Here is a 17,888-nt window from a genome sequence, read left to right as displayed (position 1 = left end):
CGAATTCCCTGACCCAGAAGGATCGCCCGTGAGCCAAGCTCTGATCAACGCGCTGCAGAACCCCGCGCTCTACCCCCATCCCGTCGACGGCTTCCAGCTGATCGAGACGCACATTTCCTGGGTCCTGCTGACCGGTGACTATGCCTACAAGATCAAGAAGCCGATGAACTTCGGTTTTCTCGACTTCACCGACCTGGGCCAGCGCGCGCACTTCTGCAACGAAGAACTGCGCCTCAACCAGCGCCTGACCCAGGACGTCTACCTCGACGTGCTGCCGATCACGGGCTCGGTAGACGCGCCGCAGCTGGGCGGCCAGGGCGAGGCGATCGAATATGCCCTGAAGATGCGCCAGTTCCCCCAGGCGCACATGCTCAACACCCTGCAGGCCAATGGCGAACTGACCGCCGCGCACATCGACCAGATGGCGGCGCAGATCGCCGACTTCCACCTGCACGCGCCGACCGTGCCCGTCGACCATCCGCTCGGCACGCCAGAAAGCGTCCTGCAACCGGTCGAACAAAACTTCGAGCAGATCCGCCCGTTCCTCACAGATGAGGCCGACCTGCGGCAACTCGACAGCCTGCAATCCTGGGCCCAGAGCAGCTTCGAGCGTCTGCGCCCGCTGCTGGAGGCGCGCAAGGCCGAGGGGTTCATCCGTGAATGCCATGGCGACATCCACCTGGGCAACGCCACGCTGATCGATGGGCAGGTGGTGATCTTCGACTGCATCGAGTTCAACGAGCCGTTCCGCCTGACCGATGTGTACGCCGACATCGCCTTCCTGGCCATGGACCTGGAAGACCGCGGCCTGAAAAGCCTGTCGCGTCGCTTCGTCAGCCAGTACCTGGAACTGACCGGTGACTACGAGGGGCTGGAACTGCTGAACTTCTACAAGGCCTACCGCGCCCTGGTACGGGCCAAGGTCGCCCTGTTCGGCCTGTCGCCCAACGCCACGGGCGTGGAACGCGCCACCACGCTGCGCACCTACCGCAACTATGCCAACCTGGCAGAAAGCTACAGCGCCATCCCGTCGCGCCTGCTGGCCATCACCCACGGCGTCTCGGCGGTGGGCAAGAGCCATGTGTCGATGCGCCTGGTCGAAGCCCTGGGCACGATTCGCGTGCGTTCGGACGTCGAGCGCAAGCGCCTGTTCCCTGAGCAGGCCCAGGATGAGCAAGCGCTGCATGCCGGTCTGTACGACCCACAGGCCAGCCAGAAGACCTACCAGCGTCTGCATCACCTGGCCGCCGTCATCCTGCGCGCCGGGTTCCCGGTGGTGCTCGATGCCACCTACCTCAAGCGCGAGCAGCGCCAGGCCGCCGCAGCTGTCGCCAGCGAGACCGGCGTGCCCTTCGTGATTCTCGACTGCCACGCCCCGGACGCGGTGATCGCCAGCTGGCTGCAACAACGCCAGGCCGAGCAGCGCGATCCGTCCGATGCCACGCTCGAGGTGATCCAGGCGCAACAGGCCGAGCGCGAACCGCTGGAAGCCGAAGAGCAGGCCTGCAGCAAACGCGTCGACACCCAGGTCTGCGCCAGCATGGACAGCCTGATCGACCAGATCCGCCAGTCCCTGCCAGGTCTGTAAGGCCGAGCCAGGCCGACGGCGCCTGCAACAGGCAACCCGTCGGCCATCGGGGCATGCGTCCACACGGCTGCCCCCGCCCCGCTACACTGCTGTGATGCGCCTGCCTTCCCTGACCCGCCGCCCGCCACAGCAAGGAGCCTGGATGAACGACGAGTTGCAAGGCCTGAAGAACCTGGGGAAGACGTCGGCACAGTGGCTGCACGCCGTCGGCATCCATAACGAATCGGATTTGCGCCGCCTGGGAGCGGTCGTCGCTTATCAGGCCGTCAAGACACGTGGCTTCCGGGCTTCCAAGGCGTTGCTGTACGCCCTCGAAGGGGCGCTGCTCGACATCCACTGGAATGAACTGCCTGCCGATCACAAGCGTGCGCTGGATCAGCGCCTGCTGGGCGAAACGTCGTCAGGGACGGCAGAAAAATAAAGTGCACAAAGGCATTGACTGTGAAATGAGAATCGTTATGATTATCACAACTGGTCGCGAGACTGGTTGGGTAATCTGGAAGACCTTGGTTCGGACGTTCAGATTATCTCCTCATCAGGCTAATCACGGTTATTGACCCGGCACTTTGCCGGGTCTTTTTTTGCGTGCTCGCTCAGCAGGCTGTTGCCTGAAGAGGGCCAACAGGCAGCGTTGTCCAGTCTTGCCCTGACACTTCATGTCATTGCGCCACGCCGCTTTGACGCCCGCGTGCTTGCCGGAAACCACGAGACTTCGCACTATGGTGCTGTCGATCGTCAGGAAACCGAGCCAATGCCGTCCACTGCTTCCCCTGGGTCCGCCACCGACGAGTGTTCGCCGCCGCCCGGCATGACGCTGCTGTGCCGCTCCGATGCACTCCTCGAAGGCACCAGCCGCCTGTTCGAGCTCCCGGACACGACAGTATTCGCAGTACGCCACCAGGGCCGCGCCTACGTGTACGTCAACCGCTGCCCGCACCGCCATGTGCCCTTGCACTGGCAGGACGGCGGCTTTCTCGACGACAGTGGCAGCCTGATCCGTTGCGCTCGGCATGGCGCGCTGTTTCTCATCGAGGACGGCGAATGCGTCACCGGTCCGTGCGAAGGTCAGCGCCTGGAGCCGGTCAGGTGCCTGGAAGCAGCAGGCAGTCTGTGGCGAGCGACTACCATTTCACCGGCAACGGCCGATCGATGACGATCCCCGAGGTCTCCACCCGCGTGCCGTAGGCCAGCACCTCGACCCCGTCGCGCACCGCCGCACGCAAGGCCTGGGCGTAGGCGTCGTCGATTTCCTGGGCCGGACGCACCGCCTCGACCCCGCTGAGGTTCACGCAGTACAGCTGCACGGCACGCACGCCTTGCCGGGCCAGGCTGGCCAGCTCGCGCAGGTGCTTGGCGCCGCGCTGGGTCACCGCATCCGGGAACGCCGCCACGGCACTGTCCGGGTACCCCAGGGTCACGCTCTTGACCTCGACGTAGGCCGGCCCCTCGGCGTACTCCAGGTAGAAGTCCACCCGGCTGCGTTCCTCGCCATAGGCGACTTCGCGGCGCAGAGTGTGGAACCCGGCCAGTTCGGTGATGATCCCGGCGCGCAACGCCTCTTCCACCAGCGCGTTGGCGCGCCCGGTATTGATGCAGGCCAGCCGCCCCTGGGGCGTTTCGCTCAACTCCCAGGTGCCGGGCAACTTGCGCTTGGGGTCGTTGGAGCGGGTGAACCAGACATCGCCGCCCTCGCGCATGCAGTTGAGCATCGAGCCCGTGTTGGGGCAGTGGATGGTCAATTGCTCACCCGTGGGCAGCTCGATATCGGCCAGAAAACGCTTGTACCGGCGCAGCAGCCGCCCTCGCTCGAGTTCGGGAGCAAACAGCATCAGCCCTGCCACCCCTGCAAGCCACGGGCGATGCGCTGCACCGCTTCTTCGAGGCGAGGCAGGTTCTGGGTATAGGCGAAGCGCACATGGTGGCCGGCCAGGTGCCGGCCGAAATCCAGCCCAGGCGTGAAGGCCACGTGCTGGGTCTCCAGGAAATGCTGGCAGAAGGCGAACGCATCGCCGCCGAACGCACTGATGTCGGCGTACAGGTAGAACGCGCCTTGCGGCTCCACTTCGATCCGAAAGCCCAGTTGACGCAGCGCTGGCAGGAGGAAGTCGCGCCGCCGGGCGAACTCGGCACGGCGCGCCTCGAAGATCGCCAGGGTGTCCGGTTCGAAGCAGGCCAGCGCGGCATGCTGGGCCATGCTCGGCGCACTGATGTAGAGGTTCTGCGCCAGCTTCTCCAGATCGGCCACCGCTGCGGGTGGCGCGACCAGCCACCCCAGCCGCCAGCCGGTCATGCCGAAGTACTTGGAGAAGCTGTTGAGCACGAAGGCGTCCTGGTCCACTTCCAGCACACTGGGCGCGTCCATGCCGTAGGTCAGCCCGTGGTAGATCTCGTCCACCACCAGGTGACCATCCTGGGCGCGCACGGCCTGCGACAGACTCGCCAACGCTTCGCGGTCGAGCACGGTGCCGGTGGGGTTGGCGGGCGAAGCCACCAGGGCGCCGACGGTCTGCTCGTTCCAGCACCGGCGCACGTGCTCGGGCGTCAGTTGATAGTTGTCATCCGGCCCGACCGGTACCAGCTGCGCGCCCCCTTCGACCAGGCGCAGGAAATGCCGGTTGCAAGGATAGCCGGGGTCGGCCAACAGCCAGTGCTTGTCAGGGTCGACCAGCAGGCTGCTGGCCAGCAGCAGCGCGCCGGAACCGCCGGGGGTGATCAGGATCCGCTGCGGGTCGACGTCCACGGCGTAGCGCTCGCCATAGAAGCGCGCGATGGCCTGGCGCAAGGCGGGCAGCCCGCGTGCGGCCGTGTAGCGGGTGTGGCCGGCGGCCAGCGCTGCCTGGCCGGCCTGCACGATGGGCGCGGCGGTGGTGAAGTCCGGCTCGCCGATCTCCAGATGGATCACATCATGCCCGGCCGCCTGCAGCTCATTGGCCCGCGCCAGCAAGGCCATGACGTGGAACGGTTCGATGGCGCGGCTACGCTGGCTATAGGGTCGAGGCATGGTTTTTTTCCAATCCGAACGGAACTGATAATTCTGCCAGGAAGTGGCGAACGTGTACTGCACGCCGCTGTCCATTAGCACGATGCAGGCGGGGTAGCATACCGCACCCTCTATCTGGTAAGTTCGGCGGCTCACAGTCGCAGGGCCGGCAGGTGCCGGAGATGGAGCAAGCCTGTGCATTGGATCAAAGAGTGAGAGGCGGTCTATTCCATGTCCACCCAAGAAAAGCATAAAAGCAGTCAGCACTACGATGAAATAGGACCCTACCAGGTCGCCGAAGGTGAGGAGTACATGGGCGAGCCCATGAAGGCTCACTTCACCAACCTGCTCAATGCCTGGAAGCAAGATCTGATGCAGAGCGTGGATCGCACGGTCGACCACATGAAAGACGAAGCTGCCAACTTCCCGGACCCGGCCGACCGCGCCAGCCAGGAAGAGGAGTTCGCTCTGGAATTGCGCAACCGTGACCGCGAGCGCAAGCTGATCAAGAAGATCGACAAGACCCTGCAGTTGATCATCGACGACGACTATGGCTGGTGCAACAGCTGCGGCATCGAGATCGGCCTGCGCCGTCTGGAAGCCCGTCCGACCGCCGACCTGTGCTTCGACTGCAAGGAAATTGCCGAGAAGAAGGAAAAGACGGTCGGCAAAGGCTGATCGTTCTTCCACCTGAACGGGGCGCGTAAGGCGCCCCGTTTCGTTTGCCGACCCCACCTGCCCATGACCGACTCTCGTTACATCGGACGCTTCGCCCCTACCCCCAGCGGCTTTCTGCATTTTGGCTCTCTGGTCGCCGCCCTGGCGTCCTGGCTGGATGCGCGTGCCGTCGACGGCCGCTGGCTCCTGCGCATCGAGGACACCGATCCGCCCCGCGAGATGCCTGGTGCCCGCGATGCGATCCTGCGGACCCTCGAGTCCTACGGCCTGCACTGGGACGGCGAGGTGGTCTGCCAGAGTCAGCGCCATGACGCCTATGCCGCCGTGGTCGACCGCCTGTTCAGCCTGGGCCTGGCCTATGCCTGCACCTGTTCGCGCAAGCAACTGGAAGGTTACAACGGCCTCTATCCAGGCTTTTGCCGCAACGCCGGGCATGCCCGCGAAGGCGCGGCCATCCGCCTGCGGGTGCCGGAACTGCTCTACCGCTTCACCGACCGGGTGCAGGGCGAGTACGCGCAGCACCTGGGGCGCGAGGTGGGCGATTTCGTCATCCAGCGTCGCGACGGGTTGTATGCCTACCAGCTGGCGGTGGTGCTGGACGATGCCTGGCAGGGCGTGACCGACATCGTGCGCGGGGCCGACCTGCTGGACAACACCCCGCGTCAGCTGTACCTGCAAGAGCTGCTGGGGTTCTCGCAGCCACGCTACCTGCACATCCCCCTGCTCGTGCAGCCGGATGGCCACAAGCTGGGCAAATCCTACCGCTCGCCGCCGTTGCAGGGGGATCAGGCGACGCCCTTGTTGCTGCGGGCCTTGCGTGCACTGGGGCAGGAAACCGAGCCGCAGCAGGTGCAGGCGACACCGGCCGAAGTCCTGGCCGTGGCCCGCACGCGGTGGCGGCCGGAGGCGATTGCCCGGACGACGACGATGCCTGAAGCGGATTTGCGCTGAGCGTTTGCCGATCTGCTCAAGGGCCTCTCCCCGACACTGATGTGCCAGAACGCCGTCGCCCTTCACTCAGGCAACTGTCTTTTCTGCTTTGTCCTTCCTGTGCTCATCAATGCTTCCCCGGCAGGCTGCATGGATCTAAGTGGGAGTCCACCCGCCGCTTTGGCGCCGCGCTGTCGAGCAGAGAACATGGCGATAGTTAGCAGAGTCCGGGGCTTTACTGCTCATCGATTTTAGGGCCGCTTTGCGGCCCATCGCGGCACAGGGGCCGCTCCTACACCCGTAGCCCCACCGCGGGGTTGCAGGCTATCACGGTCATCTGTGGGAGCGGCCCCAGCCGGGGCGCCGGACCGGCCGCGATTGGGCCCGCAGGGCCCACAAAATCCTAAAATTGTTCCTTTCAAAATCAACAAGATATTTTATGTTCTATGAGAGCTGGCTTGCCAGCGATAGGGCCCCGTCACGCGCCGCTTGTATCGCGGGCAAGCCCGCCCCCACACCCGTAGCGTCATCTCGGCCTCATAGGCAGATACGATCCTTGCGAGAGGCCTGAACGCTCGCTGCACTCACCCGCGAGAACAGCCGGACAGCCTTGTCCCGTACAAAAGCAAACCCCGCCAAATCAACCTCTTGGCTAACCCCGGCGATTCCCGCTAGCATCCCCTCGGTCACGTGCGCCGATAAAGCGTCCACGCCCGCAGCGCCCAACCCTCGAGGCCAGCATGTACATCTATCGTTTGGTCCTGCTTCTGGTGGTGGGGATCTACCTGTTCTCGCCCGCCATCATGGATTGGTGGATCGAGCCGACCGGCGCCTGGTACCGCCCCTACCTGCTCTGGCTGATCCTCATCGTCGTCACCTTCATTCTGCAGAGCCAGCGAGATGCCGATGAGCTTTAGCCTGACCCAGCTGATCCTGATCAGCGCCGCCTACCTGCTGGTCCTGTTCGGCGTGGCCTGGGTCAGCGAGCGTGGGCTGATCCCGCGTGCGGTGATCCGCCACCCTCTGACCTACACCCTGTCGCTCGGTGTCTATGCCAGCGCCTGGGCATTCTATGGCTCGGTCGGCCTGGCCTATCAATACGGCTATGGTTTCCTGGCCGTCTACCTGGGTGTGTCCGGCGCCTTCCTGCTGGCCCCGGTGCTGCTCTACCCGATCCTCAAGATCACCCGCACCTACCAGCTTTCATCACTGGCCGACCTGCTGGCGTTTCGTTTTCGCAGCACCTGGGTCGGGGCGCTGACCACCCTGTTCATGCTGATCGGGGTGCTGCCCCTGCTGGCCTTGCAGATCCAGGCTGTGGCCGACTCGATCAACATCCTCACCGGCGAACCGATCAAGGCGCGTGTGGCCCTGGCCTTCTGCGCGATGATCACCCTGTTCACGATCTTCTTCGGCTCACGCCACATCGCCACGCGCGAAAAGCACGAGGGCCTGGTCTTCGCCATCGCCTTCGAGTCGGTGATCAAGCTGCTGGCCCTGGGCGGGATCGGCCTGTATGCGCTGTATGGCGTGTTCGGCGGGCCGCACCAGCTGGAAGTCTGGCTGTTGCAGAACCAGACCGCGCTGGCGGCCTTGCACACCCCCCTGCAGGAAGGCCCCTGGCGCACCCTGCTGCTGGTGTTCTTCGCCTCGGCCATCGTCATGCCGCAGATGTACCACATGGCCTTCACCGAGAACCTCAACCCCCGCTCGCTGGTGAGTGCCAGCTGGGGGCTGCCGCTGTTCCTGCTGCTGATGAGCCTGGCGGTGCCGCTGATCCTGTGGGCCGGCCTGCGCCTGGGCGCCAGCACCAACCCGGAATACTTCACCCTGGGCCTGGGCATCGCCGCCGACAGCCCGGCGCTGGCGCTGCTGGCCTACGTCGGCGGCCTGTCGGCCTCCAGCGGGCTGATCATCGTCACCACCCTGGCGCTCTCGGGCATGGCCCTGAATCATCTGGTCCTACCGCTCTACCAGCCGCCGGCCGAGGGCAACATCTACCGTTGGCTGAAGTGGACCCGACGCGCGCTGATCGTGGCGATCATCGCCGCCGGCTTCGTGGTCTACCTGACCCAGAGCAACCACCAGAGCCTGGCCAACCTCGGCATCGTCGCCTTCGTCGCCACGTTGCAGTTCCTGCCCGGCGTGCTGTCGGTGCTGTACTGGCCGACCGCCAACCGCCGGGGCTTCATCGCCGGGCTGCTGGCGGGCTTTCTGGTGTGGATGGTCACCATGCTGCTGCCGATGCTCGGCAACCTGCAGGGCTTCTACATCCCCTCGCTGGACATGATCTACGTACTGGACGACACCAGCTGGCACATGGCGGCGATCGCCTCCCTGGCGGCCAACGTATTGCTGTTCACCCTGATCTCGCTGTTCACCCATGCCAGCGCCGAAGAGGTCAGCGCCGCCGAGGCCTGCGCGGTGGACAACGTGCGCCGGCCCCAGCGGCGCGAACTGCATGCCGCCTCGCCCCAGGAATTCGCCACTCAGCTGGCCAAGCCCCTGGGCGCCAAGGCGGCGCAGAAGGAAGTCGAGCAGGCCCTGCGTGACCTTTATCTACCGTTCGACGAGCGACGCCCCTATGCCCTGCGCCGGCTGCGCGACCGCATCGAGGCGAACCTTTCGGGCCTGATGGGGCCGAGCGTGGCGCAGGACATGGTCGAGACCTTCCTGCCGTACAAGTCCGGCAGCGAGAACTACGTCACCGAAGACATCCATTTCATCGAGAGTCGGCTCGAGGACTACCACTCGCGCCTGACCGGCCTGGCCGCCGAACTCGATGCACTGCGCCGCTACCACCGCCAGACCCTGCAGGAGCTGCCGATGGGGGTGTGCTCGCTGGCCAAGGACCAAGAGATCCTGATGTGGAACAAGGCCATGGAAGAACTCACCGGCATCGCCGCCAAGCACGTGGTCGGCTCACGCCTGACCACCATCGACGAACCCTGGCGCGCCCTGCTGCTGGACTTCATCAACGTGCCCGACGAGCACCTGCACAAGCAGCGCCTGGCGCCGGACGGCCAGAGCCGCTGGCTCAACCTGCACAAGGCGGCCATCGCCGAACCCCTGGCCCCCGGCAACAGTGGCCTGGTGCTGCTGGTCGAAGACCTGACCGTCACCCAGGCGCTGGAAGACAAGCTGGTGCATTCCGAACGCCTGGCCAGCATCGGGCGCCTGGCCGCCGGGGTGGCGCACGAGATCGGCAACCCGATCACCGGCATCGCCTGCCTGGCGCAGAACCTGCGCGAGGAGCGTGAGGACGATGGCGAGATCACCGAACTGTCGGGGCAGATCCTCGAGCAGACCAAGCGCGTGTCGCGCATCGTGCAGTCGCTGATGAGCTTCGCCCACGCCGGCGGCAGCCACCAGAACACCGAAGAGCCGGTGTCGCTGGCCGAGGTGGCGCAGGATGCGATCGGCCTGCTGGCACTCAACCGGCGCAACTTCGAAGTGCAGTTCTTCAACCTGTGCGACCCGGAACACTGGGCCGAGGGCGACCCGCAACGCCTGGCCCAGGTGCTGATCAACCTGCTGTCCAACGCCCGCGACGCCTCGCCACCCGGCAGCGCCGTGCGCGTGCGCAGCACGGCCTGCGAGCACACCGTCGACCTGATCGTCGAGGACGAGGGCACCGGCATTCCCAAGGCGATCATGGACCGCCTGTTCGAACCGTTCTTCACCACCAAGGACCCTGGCGAGGGAACCGGGCTCGGGCTCGCACTGGTCTATTCCATCGTGGAAGAGCATTATGGACACATCACGATCGACAGCCCGGCCGATATCGAACGGCAACGAGGTACCCGGATTCGCGTGACCCTGCCCCGGCATGTCACGGCGACGTCCCCCGAGAATCGAGACCGTCGAGAGAATTGAATCAATGCCGCACATTCTGATCGTCGAAGACGAAACCATCATCCGCTCGGCCCTGCGCCGCCTGCTGGAGCGCAACCAGTACCAGGTCAGCGAAGCGGGCTCGGTGCAGGAGGCCCAGGAACGCTTCAGCATCCCCAGCTTCGACATGATCGTCAGCGACCTGCGCCTGCCTGGCGCACCGGGGACCGAACTGATCAAGCTGGGCGAAGGCACTCCGGTGCTGATCATGACCAGCTACGCCAGCCTGCGCTCGGCGGTGGACTCGATGAAGATGGGCGCGGTGGACTACATCGCCAAGCCGTTCGACCACGACGAGATGCTCCAGGCGGTCGCCCGTATCCTGCGCGATCACCAGCGTGCCCCGGCGTCTCCTGGCCCTGGCGAAACGCGGCCCGCGAGCAAGCCGGCCGCCGGCGACAAGGGCGCCCCTGCCCTCAACGGCAATGGCGACATCGGCATCATCGGCGCCTGTGCCCCGATGCAGGACCTGTTCGTCAAGATTCGCAAGGTGGCGCCCACCGATTCCAACGTACTGGTGCAAGGCGAATCGGGGACCGGCAAGGAACTGGTCGCCCGCGCCCTGCACAACCTGTCGCGACGCGCCAAGGCCCCGATGATCTCGGTCAACTGCGCGGCCATTCCGGAAACCCTGATCGAGTCGGAGCTGTTCGGCCACGAGAAAGGCGCGTTCACCGGTGCCAACGCCGGGCGTGCGGGGCTGGTGGAGGCCGCCGATGGCGGCACGCTGTTCCTCGACGAGATCGGCGAGCTGCCGCTGGAAGCGCAGGCCCGTCTGCTGCGGGTGCTGCAGGAAGGCGAGATTCGCCGGGTCGGCTCGGTGCAGTCGCAGAAGGTCGACGTGCGCCTGATCGCCGCGACCCATCGGGACCTCAAGAGCCTGGCCAAGATCGGCCAGTTCCGCGAAGACCTGTACTACCGCCTGCACGTGATCGCCCTGAAGCTGCCGGCTTTGCGCGAGCGCGGCAGCGATGTCAACGAGATCGCCAAGGCGTTCCTGGCCCGGCACGCCACCCGCCTGGGCCGTGATGACCTGCGCTTCTCCCACGAGGCCGAGCAGGCCATCCGTCATTACGGTTGGCCGGGTAACGTGCGCGAGCTGGAAAACGCGGTGGAGCGCGCCGTCATCCTGAGCGAAAGCGCGGAAATTTCCGCCGACCTGCTGGGCATCGACATCGAGCTGGGTGATCTGGAGGACGACGGCCCGTTCGAGGACTCGAACGTCAACAGCACCGGCCCGAGCAACCATGAGCCGACCGAAGACCTGTCGCTGGAAGACTACTTCCACCACTTCGTACTCGAGCATCAGGACCACATGACCGAGACCGAACTGGCCCGCAAGCTGGGCGTGAGCCGCAAATGCCTGTGGGAGCGCCGACAGCGCCTGGGCATTCCTCGGCGCAAGAGCAACGTGGCCAGCGAAGGCTGACACCCAGGAAGGCGGCAGTGGCCGCCTTCGCGCTTTCCAGAGCCGTGCGGCTCCAGCTCCCGACAAAACTGTTACCTCTCCGGCCTCTGGCGTAACAGTCCGAGGCGTACGGTAACGAAATCTTTCTCCTGCGACAGCCCGTCGCAGGCCTGTCTGCCGTCAGACCCCCGGTTTCAGGGGGTTTCGCAAAGTTGGCACGGCATCTGCTATATGCTTAGTACAAAAACAATAACAAGCATGGCAAAACAGAATAAGAACAAGACGAATCGGCTCACGCACAATAAGAACAAGACGGCGGAGGCGCAGCTAACTGATTCTTTTGGAGAGGAATGGTGTTTGGGGCTTGCCCCACAATCTGGCAGAGAACAACAAAAACTGCACTGAAAAGCAGCGCCTGAACAGATTGGATCGGTTGATCAGCACGACTCGGCGTCCAAAGCAATCCGTTTGCTCTTCACTCCCGCTTTGGGAGTGACCCAGGGGAGATCCCCCGGGTAGGGCACTCAACAAAAACAAGAAGCCCGCTAGAAAAACAACAAGAGCACGCAACGACTTTCCTGGGGAGCTTCGGCTCCCCATGTCGTTTCCGGCCTCCAGCACCCTGCTCGTCCCGCCTACACCATTCCTCGAGTAAATGCTAGAATCCCCGCCCATCATGCGGCCATTCACTCATCCTTGGCCGAACATTCCTTCAAACAGTGCCTCCCATGCTGAAGAAGCTGTTCCAGTCATTCCGCCCTCCCGTTGGGGGCCAGCACCACCGGCGCACCACGCCCGAGGTGATCAACAGTAGCCAACATTCGCTGCAGCGCGGCCAGTTCAGCCGCCATGCCGTCGGCATCGTCGAGCGCCTCCAGGCCGCGGGCTACCAGGCCTACCTGGTCGGTGGCTGCGTGCGCGACCTGCTGCTGGGCATCCAGCCCAAGGACTTCGACGTCGCCACCAGCGCCACGCCCGAGCAGGTACGGGCCGAATTCCGCAATGCGCGGATCATCGGTCGCCGCTTCAAGCTCGTGCACGTGCAGTTCGGCCGCGACATCATCGAAGTCGCTACCTTCCGTGCCCATCACTCGGACGAAGACCAGTCGGACACGCACCGCTCGTCGCACAACGCCAGCGGCCGCATCCTGCGCGACAACGTCTACGGCACCCTCGAAGACGATGCGCAGCGCCGCGACTTCACGATCAATGCGCTGTACTACGACCCGGTCAGCGAGCGCATCCTCGACTACGCCAATGGTGTCCACGACATCCGCAACCGCCTGATCCGCCTGATCGGTGATCCGACCCAGCGCTACCAGGAAGACCCGGTGCGCATGCTGCGGGCCGTGCGTTTCGCCGCCAAGCTCGACTTCGGTATCGAGAAGCACACCTTCCTGCCCATTCGCGAGCTGTCGTCGCTGCTGCGGGAAATCCCGCCTGCCCGCCTGTTCGAGGAAGTGCTCAAGCTGTTCCTCTCCGGCCATGGCGCGCTGGCGTTCGAGATGCTGGTCGACCTGGAGCTGTTCCAGGCGTTGTTCCCGGACAGCGCCCATGCGCTGGACGAGCGTCCGACCTACACCCACACCCTGATCAGCCAGGCCCTGACCAACACCGACCTGCGCGTCAGCCAGGGCAAGCCGGTCACGCCTGCGTTCCTGTTCGCCGCGCTGCTGTGGCCGGCCTTGCCGGGGCGTGTGCTGTACCTCCAGAGCCAGGGCGTGCCGCCGATTCCGGCGATGAACGCCGCGGCCAACGACCTGATCGCCGATCAGTGCCAGCGCATCGCCATCCCCAAGCGTTTCACCTTGCCGATCCGCGAGATCTGGGACATGCAGGAACGCCTGCCACGGCGCAGCGGCAAACGGGCCGACCTGTTGCTGGACAACCCACGCTTCCGCGCCGGCTACGACTTCCTGCTGCTGCGTGAAAGCGCTGGCGAGCAGACCGACGAGCTCGGCCAGTGGTGGACCGACTACCAGGACGCCAACGAAGGCGGACGACGCGCCATGATCCGTGACCTGGGCAGCCGCGACGAAGGCGCCGCGCCGCGCAAGCGCAAGCGCAGCAACAGCAAGCGCAAGCAGGGCGGCGATGACAGCTGGGACTGACGTGAGCGTACGCGCCTACATCGGTCTGGGCAGCAACCTGTCGGCGCCGACGGCCCAGCTGCACAGCGCCGTGCAGACGCTGGCGGCGCTCCCTGCGTCGCACCTGGCCAGCGTGTCGTCGTTCTACACCAGCGATTCGCTGCTGCCCGGCCAGCCCCGCTACACCAACGCGGTCGCGGCGCTGGACACCGAACTGGCGCCGCTGGCGTTGCTCGATGCCCTGCAGGCCATCGAGCACGTCCAAGGCCGTGAGCGGCACGAGCGCTGGGGGCCGCGGACCCTGGACCTGGACATCATCCTGTTCGGCGACGCGCTCATCGACGAGCCCCGCCTGAAAGTGCCGCACTACCACCTGCACGCCCGCGCGTTCGTGCTCTACCCGCTGGCAGAACTGGTCCCGGCCGACTTCCAGCTGGCCGATGGCCGGCGCCTGGCGGACCTGCTGCAGGCCTGCCCGCTCATTGGGCTGGAGCGCCTGTAATCCCGCGTTACCTGTGCCTCGGTAACACCGCCCGGCACAGGGTAACGTCGCGGTAACAGGATCATTGACTTCCCCTGCCTCGCTCACGACTATAGGCGGCCCGTGGCCCCTGCCGTCACGGCCGTAGACCATGAACATCACGTACGATGATGTGCCGACGCCATGGCAGCCGGAGCGAACCGGCCTGCCTGCGACGCCAACGAGGAATGCCACATGCCTGACGTCACCCTGACCACCCTGTACGGCCTGAAGGCCAAGGGGGAAAAGATCACCATGCTCACCTGCTACGACGCGACCTTCGCCAAGGCCGCCAGTGATGCAGGTGTGGAGGTTCTGCTGGTGGGTGATTCGCTGGGCATGGTGCTGCAAGGGCATGACAGCACCTTGCCGGTCAGTGTCACCGACATGGCCTACCACACCGCCTGCGTTAAACGCGCCGCGCCCCGCTCGCTGATCCTGGCCGACCTGCCCTTCATGGCCCATGCCACGCCGGAGCAGGCCTTCGCCAACAGCGCCACGCTGATGCAGGCAGGCGCCCACATGATCAAGATCGAAGGCGCGGCCTGGCTGGCCGAGACCATCACCCGCCTGGCCGAACGTGGGGTGCCGGTGTGCGCGCACCTGGGCCTGACCCCGCAGACGGTGAACGTGATGGGCGGCTACAAGGTGCAAGGTCGCCAGGAAAGCCAGGCCCAGCAGTTGCGTGAAGACGCCCTGGCCCTGGAGCGCGCCGGCGCCGCCATGCTCCTGCTCGAATGCGTGCCCACCGAGTTGGCCGCACAGATCAGCCAGGCCGCCAGCGTACCAGTGATCGGCATTGGTGCCGGCAGCGCCACAGATGGCCAGGTGCTGGTGCTGCACGACATGCTCGGCCTGTCGCTGAGCGGTCGCTCGCCGCGGTTCGTGAAGAACTTCATGGCCGGCCAGCCGGACATCCCGAGCGCCCTGGCAGCCTATGTCGAGGCCGTCAAACACGTCACCTTCCCTGCCACCGAACATGGATTCAGCGCATGAATACCGTCAAGACCGTCCGGGAACTGCGTGCCGCCGTGGCCCGCGCACGCGGGGAAGGCAAGCGGATCGGCTTCGTGCCGACCATGGGCAACCTGCACAGCGGTCATGTGGCCCTGGTGACCAAGGCCGCGCAGCGCGCCGACTTCGTGGTCGCCAGCATCTTCGTCAACCCGCTGCAGTTCGGCGCCAACGAGGACCTGGGCAACTACCCGCGCACCCTGGCGGCCGATCAGGAGAAGCTGTTCGACGCCGGCTGCAACCTGCTGTTCGCACCGGGGGTCGAGGACATGTACCCCGATGGCATGGCCGTGCAGACCCGGGTCAGCGTGCCCTACCTGTCCGAAGGCCTGTGCGGCGCCAGCCGTCCTGGGCATTTCGAAGGCGTGGCGACGGTGGTCAGCAAGCTGTTCAACATGGTGCAGCCGGACCTGGCCGTGTTCGGCGAAAAGGACTTCCAGCAACTGGCGGTGATCCGCGCCATGGTCCGCGACCTGAACCTGCCGGTGCAGATCCTCGGTGAGCCGACCGTGCGCGCGGCCGATGGCCTGGCCCTGTCGTCGCGCAACGGCTACCTCGACGCCACCCAGCGCGCCGTCGCACCCGTGCTGTATCAGGTCCTGAGCGGCATTGCCGAAGCGCTGCGCCAGGGCACGCGCGACTTTGCCCAGCAGATCAGCGCTGCCCAGGCCAGGCTGCTGGCCGCCGGGCTGCGGCCCGACTACCTGGAGATCCGCCACGCGGTCACCCTGCAACCGGCCCAGGCCGAGGACGACGATGTGGTCATCATCGCGGCGGCCTACCTGGGCACCACGCGACTGATCGACAACGTGCACGTCAAGCTCCAGCGCGTGTCACCTGACGCCTGAGCACGACTGGCCCTGCTCTCCCGACAGGCGCTGTGAAGTCGACCCGGCTTCGCAGGCCTGTCTTTCGACGACCGTCCCTGTGGTTTCACGCGCCTGGCGCCCTGTGTGCCTGTCCATCCGTTCCTGACGTGTGCCTATAATGCCTGCATGCCTGCAACTGGCCGCGTCGGCCAGTGTCCAAGGCAAGTCAACGCACCTAGGGAACCATTCGCAATGGCGTATTACCGTACCCCACATGATGTGACGGCGCTGCCTGCCTGGCATGCGCTCCAGCGGCACCGCGACGCCATGCAAGGATTCAGCATGCGCGAGGCATTCGCCGAGGACGCCCAGCGTTTCGAGCATTTCTCCCTCAGCAGCTGTGGTTTGTTTCTCGACTACTCGAAGAACCTGATCAACGAAGAGACCCGTGACCTGCTGGTGAAGCTGGCCCAGGACGTCGGCCTCAAGGAGGCCATCGGCTCGATGTTCTCGGGCGAGATCATCAACGCCTCCGAAGGCCGTCCGGTGCTGCACACCGCCCTGCGTCGTCCGATCGGTGACAAGCTGGAGGTCAACGGCACCGACGTGATGCCGGAGGTGCACAAGGTACTGAACCAGATCACCGAGCTGGTCGGGCGTATCCATGACGGCCTGTGGCGCGGCTACAGCGAAAAGCCCATCACCGACGTGGTGAACATCGGTATCGGCGGCTCCTTCCTGGGCCCGGAACTGGTGTCCGAGGCATTGACGCCCTACGCCCAGCGCGGCGTACGTTGCCATTACCTGGCCAATATCGATGGCAGCGAATTCCACGAACTCTCGGCCCGCCTGCGCGCCGAGACCACACTGTTCATCGTGTCGTCGAAGTCCTTCAACACCCTCGAAACCCTGAAGAATGCCACCGCAGCGCGCGCCTGGTACCTGGCGCAGGGCGGGTCGGAAGCCGAGCTGTACCGTCACTTCATCGCGGTCTCGAGCAACAAGACCGCGGCCGTGGCGTTCGGCATCCGTGAAGAGAACATCTTCCCGATGTGGGACTGGGTAGGCGGTCGTTATTCGCTGTGGTCGGCCATCGGCCTGCCGATCGCCCTGGCCATCGGCACTGCCAACTTCAAGGAGTTGCTGTCGGGCGCCTACACCATGGACCAGCACTTCCAGAACGCGCCGTTCGAACAGAACATGCCGGTCCTGCTGGGGCTGCTGGGCGTCTGGTACGGCAACTTCTGGGGTGCGCAGAGCCACGCGATCCTGCCGTACGACCATTACCTGCGCAACATCACCAAGCACTTGCAGCAACTGGACATGGAGTCCAACGGCAAGAGCGTGCTGCAGGACGGCAGCCCGGTGAAGATCGACACCGGGCCAGTGATCTGGGGCGGCGTAGGCTGCAACGGTCAGCACGCCTATCACCAGTTGCTGCACCAGGGCACCCAGCTGATCCCGGCCGACTTCATCGTGCCGGTGGTGAGCTTCAACCCGGTCGCCGACCACCACCAGTGGCTGTATGCCAACTGCCTGTCCCAGAGCCAGGCCCTGATGCTGGGCAAGACCCGCGAAGAAGCCGAAGCCGAACTGCGCGAAAAAGGCCTGCCTGAGGCCGAAGTCCAGCGCGTCGCGCCGCACAAGGTCATCCCCGGCAACCGGCCGAGCAACACCTTGGTGGTCGAACGCATCAGCCCACGCCGGCTGGGCGCCCTGGTGGCCATGTACGAGCACAAGGTGTTCGTGCAAAGCGTCATCTGGGGCATCAATGCCTTCGACCAGTGGGGCGTGGAGCTGGGCAAGGAGCTGGGCAAGGGCGTCTACCAGCGTCTGGTCGGCAGCGAAGCGCAGGCCGCCGATGATGGCTCGACCCAGGGCCTGATCAACTACTTCCGCGGACGCCACCGCGGCTGATCGCCCTGCCCCGTCGCTCATGGGTCGGCCTGCCTCGAGGCTCGGCCGGCCCGTGAGCCA

The 17,888-nt window shown here is 65.2% G+C and carries 16 protein-coding genes; 13 read left to right on the top strand and 3 right to left on the bottom strand.

Annotated features, from left to right (window positions below; genetic code table 11):
- The first annotated feature begins 28 nt into the window (after window positions 1-28).
- From APT63_03090 to APT63_03080, 3 genes are all read left to right on the top strand, one after another.
- On the top strand, window positions 29-1,588 hold the full coding sequence (locus tag APT63_03090; GenBank protein ID AMA44681.1) for a hypothetical protein: 1,560 nt from the start codon (window positions 29-31) through the stop codon (window positions 1,586-1,588).
- A gap of 142 nt (window positions 1,589-1,730) precedes the next feature.
- On the top strand, window positions 1,731-2,009 hold the full coding sequence (locus APT63_03085) for a competence protein TfoX (protein AMA44680.1): 279 nt from the start codon (window positions 1,731-1,733) through the stop codon (window positions 2,007-2,009).
- A 387-nt stretch (window positions 2,010-2,396) separates the two neighbouring features.
- On the top strand, window positions 2,397-2,741 hold the full coding sequence (locus tag APT63_03080; GenBank protein AMA47775.1) for an MFS transporter: 345 nt from the start codon (window positions 2,397-2,399) through the stop codon (window positions 2,739-2,741).
- Here the strand turns inward: APT63_03080 and APT63_03075 are convergent.
- Together APT63_03075 and APT63_03070 are read right to left on the bottom strand one after the other, a co-directional pair.
- Window positions 2,710-3,417, bottom strand: coding sequence for an XRE family transcriptional regulator (locus tag APT63_03075; GenBank protein ID AMA44679.1), 708 nt, complete (start codon window positions 3,415-3,417; stop codon window positions 2,710-2,712). The genes APT63_03080 and APT63_03075 overlap by 32 nt on opposite strands.
- Window positions 3,417-4,589 (bottom strand): aminotransferase, encoded by a 1,173-nt coding sequence (locus APT63_03070; GenBank protein ID AMA47774.1) that lies wholly within the window; start codon window positions 4,587-4,589, stop codon window positions 3,417-3,419. Before APT63_03070 ends, APT63_03075 begins: the two co-directional genes overlap by 1 nt.
- Window positions 4,590-4,799: 210 nt before the next feature.
- On the opposite strand from APT63_03070, the gene APT63_03065 reads away from it, so the two are divergent.
- Complete coding sequence (locus APT63_03065) at window positions 4,800-5,246, top strand: RNA polymerase-binding protein DksA (protein AMA44678.1); 447 nt, start codon at window positions 4,800-4,802, stop codon at window positions 5,244-5,246.
- Between the two features lie 63 nt (window positions 5,247-5,309).
- Window positions 5,310-6,197, top strand: a complete 888-nt coding sequence (locus tag APT63_03060; GenBank protein AMA44677.1) for a glutamyl-Q tRNA(Asp) ligase — start codon at window positions 5,310-5,312, stop codon at window positions 6,195-6,197.
- Between the two features lie 516 nt (window positions 6,198-6,713).
- Here APT63_03060 and APT63_03055 read toward each other — a convergent pair.
- Window positions 6,714-6,902, bottom strand: a complete 189-nt coding sequence (locus tag APT63_03055; protein AMA44676.1) for a hypothetical protein — start codon at window positions 6,900-6,902, stop codon at window positions 6,714-6,716.
- A gap of 14 nt (window positions 6,903-6,916) precedes the next feature.
- On the opposite strand from APT63_03055, the gene APT63_03050 reads away from it, so the two are divergent.
- The 8 genes from APT63_03050 to APT63_03015 all read left to right on the top strand — a co-directional run bounded on the left by APT63_03050 (window position 6,917) and on the right by APT63_03015 (window position 17,828).
- Window positions 6,917-7,093: an MFS transporter gene (locus APT63_03050; protein ID AMA44675.1), complete on the top strand. Its 177-nt coding sequence runs from the start codon at window positions 6,917-6,919 to the stop codon at window positions 7,091-7,093.
- A complete protein-coding gene (locus tag APT63_03045) occupies window positions 7,083-10,052 on the top strand; it encodes an ATPase (GenBank protein AMA44674.1) in 2,970 nt (989 codons plus the stop codon). Before APT63_03050 ends, APT63_03045 begins: the two co-directional genes overlap by 11 nt.
- Window positions 10,053-10,056: 4 nt before the next feature.
- Window positions 10,057-11,499, top strand: coding sequence for a Fis family transcriptional regulator (locus APT63_03040; GenBank protein AMA44673.1), 1,443 nt, complete (start codon window positions 10,057-10,059; stop codon window positions 11,497-11,499).
- A 707-nt stretch (window positions 11,500-12,206) separates the two neighbouring features.
- The gene (locus APT63_03035) at window positions 12,207-13,589 is read left to right on the top strand and encodes a poly(A) polymerase (protein ID AMA44672.1); all 1,383 of its coding nucleotides are present in this window, start codon (window positions 12,207-12,209) and stop codon (window positions 13,587-13,589) included.
- Window positions 13,573-14,070 (top strand): 2-amino-4-hydroxy-6-hydroxymethyldihydropteridine pyrophosphokinase, encoded by a 498-nt coding sequence (locus APT63_03030; GenBank protein AMA44671.1) that lies wholly within the window; start codon window positions 13,573-13,575, stop codon window positions 14,068-14,070. The genes APT63_03035 and APT63_03030 overlap by 17 nt, the downstream gene beginning before the upstream one ends.
- A 213-nt stretch (window positions 14,071-14,283) precedes the next feature.
- A complete protein-coding gene (panB, locus tag APT63_03025; protein AMA44670.1) occupies window positions 14,284-15,084 on the top strand; it encodes a 3-methyl-2-oxobutanoate hydroxymethyltransferase in 801 nt (266 codons plus the stop codon).
- Window positions 15,081-15,950, top strand: a complete 870-nt coding sequence (locus APT63_03020; GenBank protein ID AMA44669.1) for a pantoate--beta-alanine ligase — start codon at window positions 15,081-15,083, stop codon at window positions 15,948-15,950. The genes panB and APT63_03020 overlap by 4 nt, the downstream gene beginning before the upstream one ends.
- Before the next feature lie 213 nt (window positions 15,951-16,163).
- Window positions 16,164-17,828 carry a glucose-6-phosphate isomerase gene (locus APT63_03015; GenBank protein AMA44668.1) on the top strand — a complete coding sequence of 555 codons (1,665 nt, stop codon included), beginning with the start codon at window positions 16,164-16,166 and terminating at the stop codon, window positions 17,826-17,828.
- The last annotated feature ends 60 nt before the right edge of the window (window positions 17,829-17,888 follow it).

This window comes from Pseudomonas monteilii, from assembly GCA_001534745.1.
Lineage (GTDB): Bacteria > Pseudomonadota > Gammaproteobacteria > Pseudomonadales > Pseudomonadaceae > Aquipseudomonas > Aquipseudomonas alabamensis.
This window is presented reverse-complemented; position numbering and strand designations above follow the sequence as displayed.

Coding starts and splice junctions, on each gene's coding strand:
- APT63_03085 (AMA44680.1), top strand. CDS start 1,731: ATGAACGACGAGTTGCAAGGCCTGAAGAACCTGGGGAAGACGTCGGCA.
- APT63_03080 (AMA47775.1), top strand. CDS start 2,397: ATGACGCTGCTGTGCCGCTCCGATGCACTCCTCGAAGGCACCAGCCGC.
- APT63_03075 (AMA44679.1), bottom strand. CDS start 3,417: ATGCTGTTTGCTCCCGAACTCGAGCGAGGGCGGCTGCTGCGCCGGTAC.
- APT63_03070 (AMA47774.1), bottom strand. CDS start 4,589: ATGCCTCGACCCTATAGCCAGCGTAGCCGCGCCATCGAACCGTTCCAC.
- APT63_03065 (AMA44678.1), top strand. CDS start 4,800: ATGTCCACCCAAGAAAAGCATAAAAGCAGTCAGCACTACGATGAAATA.
- APT63_03060 (AMA44677.1), top strand. CDS start 5,310: ATGACCGACTCTCGTTACATCGGACGCTTCGCCCCTACCCCCAGCGGC.
- APT63_03050 (AMA44675.1), top strand. CDS start 6,917: ATGTACATCTATCGTTTGGTCCTGCTTCTGGTGGTGGGGATCTACCTG.
- APT63_03045 (AMA44674.1), top strand. CDS start 7,083: ATGAGCTTTAGCCTGACCCAGCTGATCCTGATCAGCGCCGCCTACCTG.
- APT63_03040 (AMA44673.1), top strand. CDS start 10,057: ATGCCGCACATTCTGATCGTCGAAGACGAAACCATCATCCGCTCGGCC.
- APT63_03035 (AMA44672.1), top strand. CDS start 12,207: ATGCTGAAGAAGCTGTTCCAGTCATTCCGCCCTCCCGTTGGGGGCCAG.
- APT63_03030 (AMA44671.1), top strand. CDS start 13,573: ATGACAGCTGGGACTGACGTGAGCGTACGCGCCTACATCGGTCTGGGC.
- panB (AMA44670.1), top strand. CDS start 14,284: ATGCCTGACGTCACCCTGACCACCCTGTACGGCCTGAAGGCCAAGGGG.
- APT63_03020 (AMA44669.1), top strand. CDS start 15,081: ATGAATACCGTCAAGACCGTCCGGGAACTGCGTGCCGCCGTGGCCCGC.
- APT63_03015 (AMA44668.1), top strand. CDS start 16,164: ATGGCGTATTACCGTACCCCACATGATGTGACGGCGCTGCCTGCCTGG.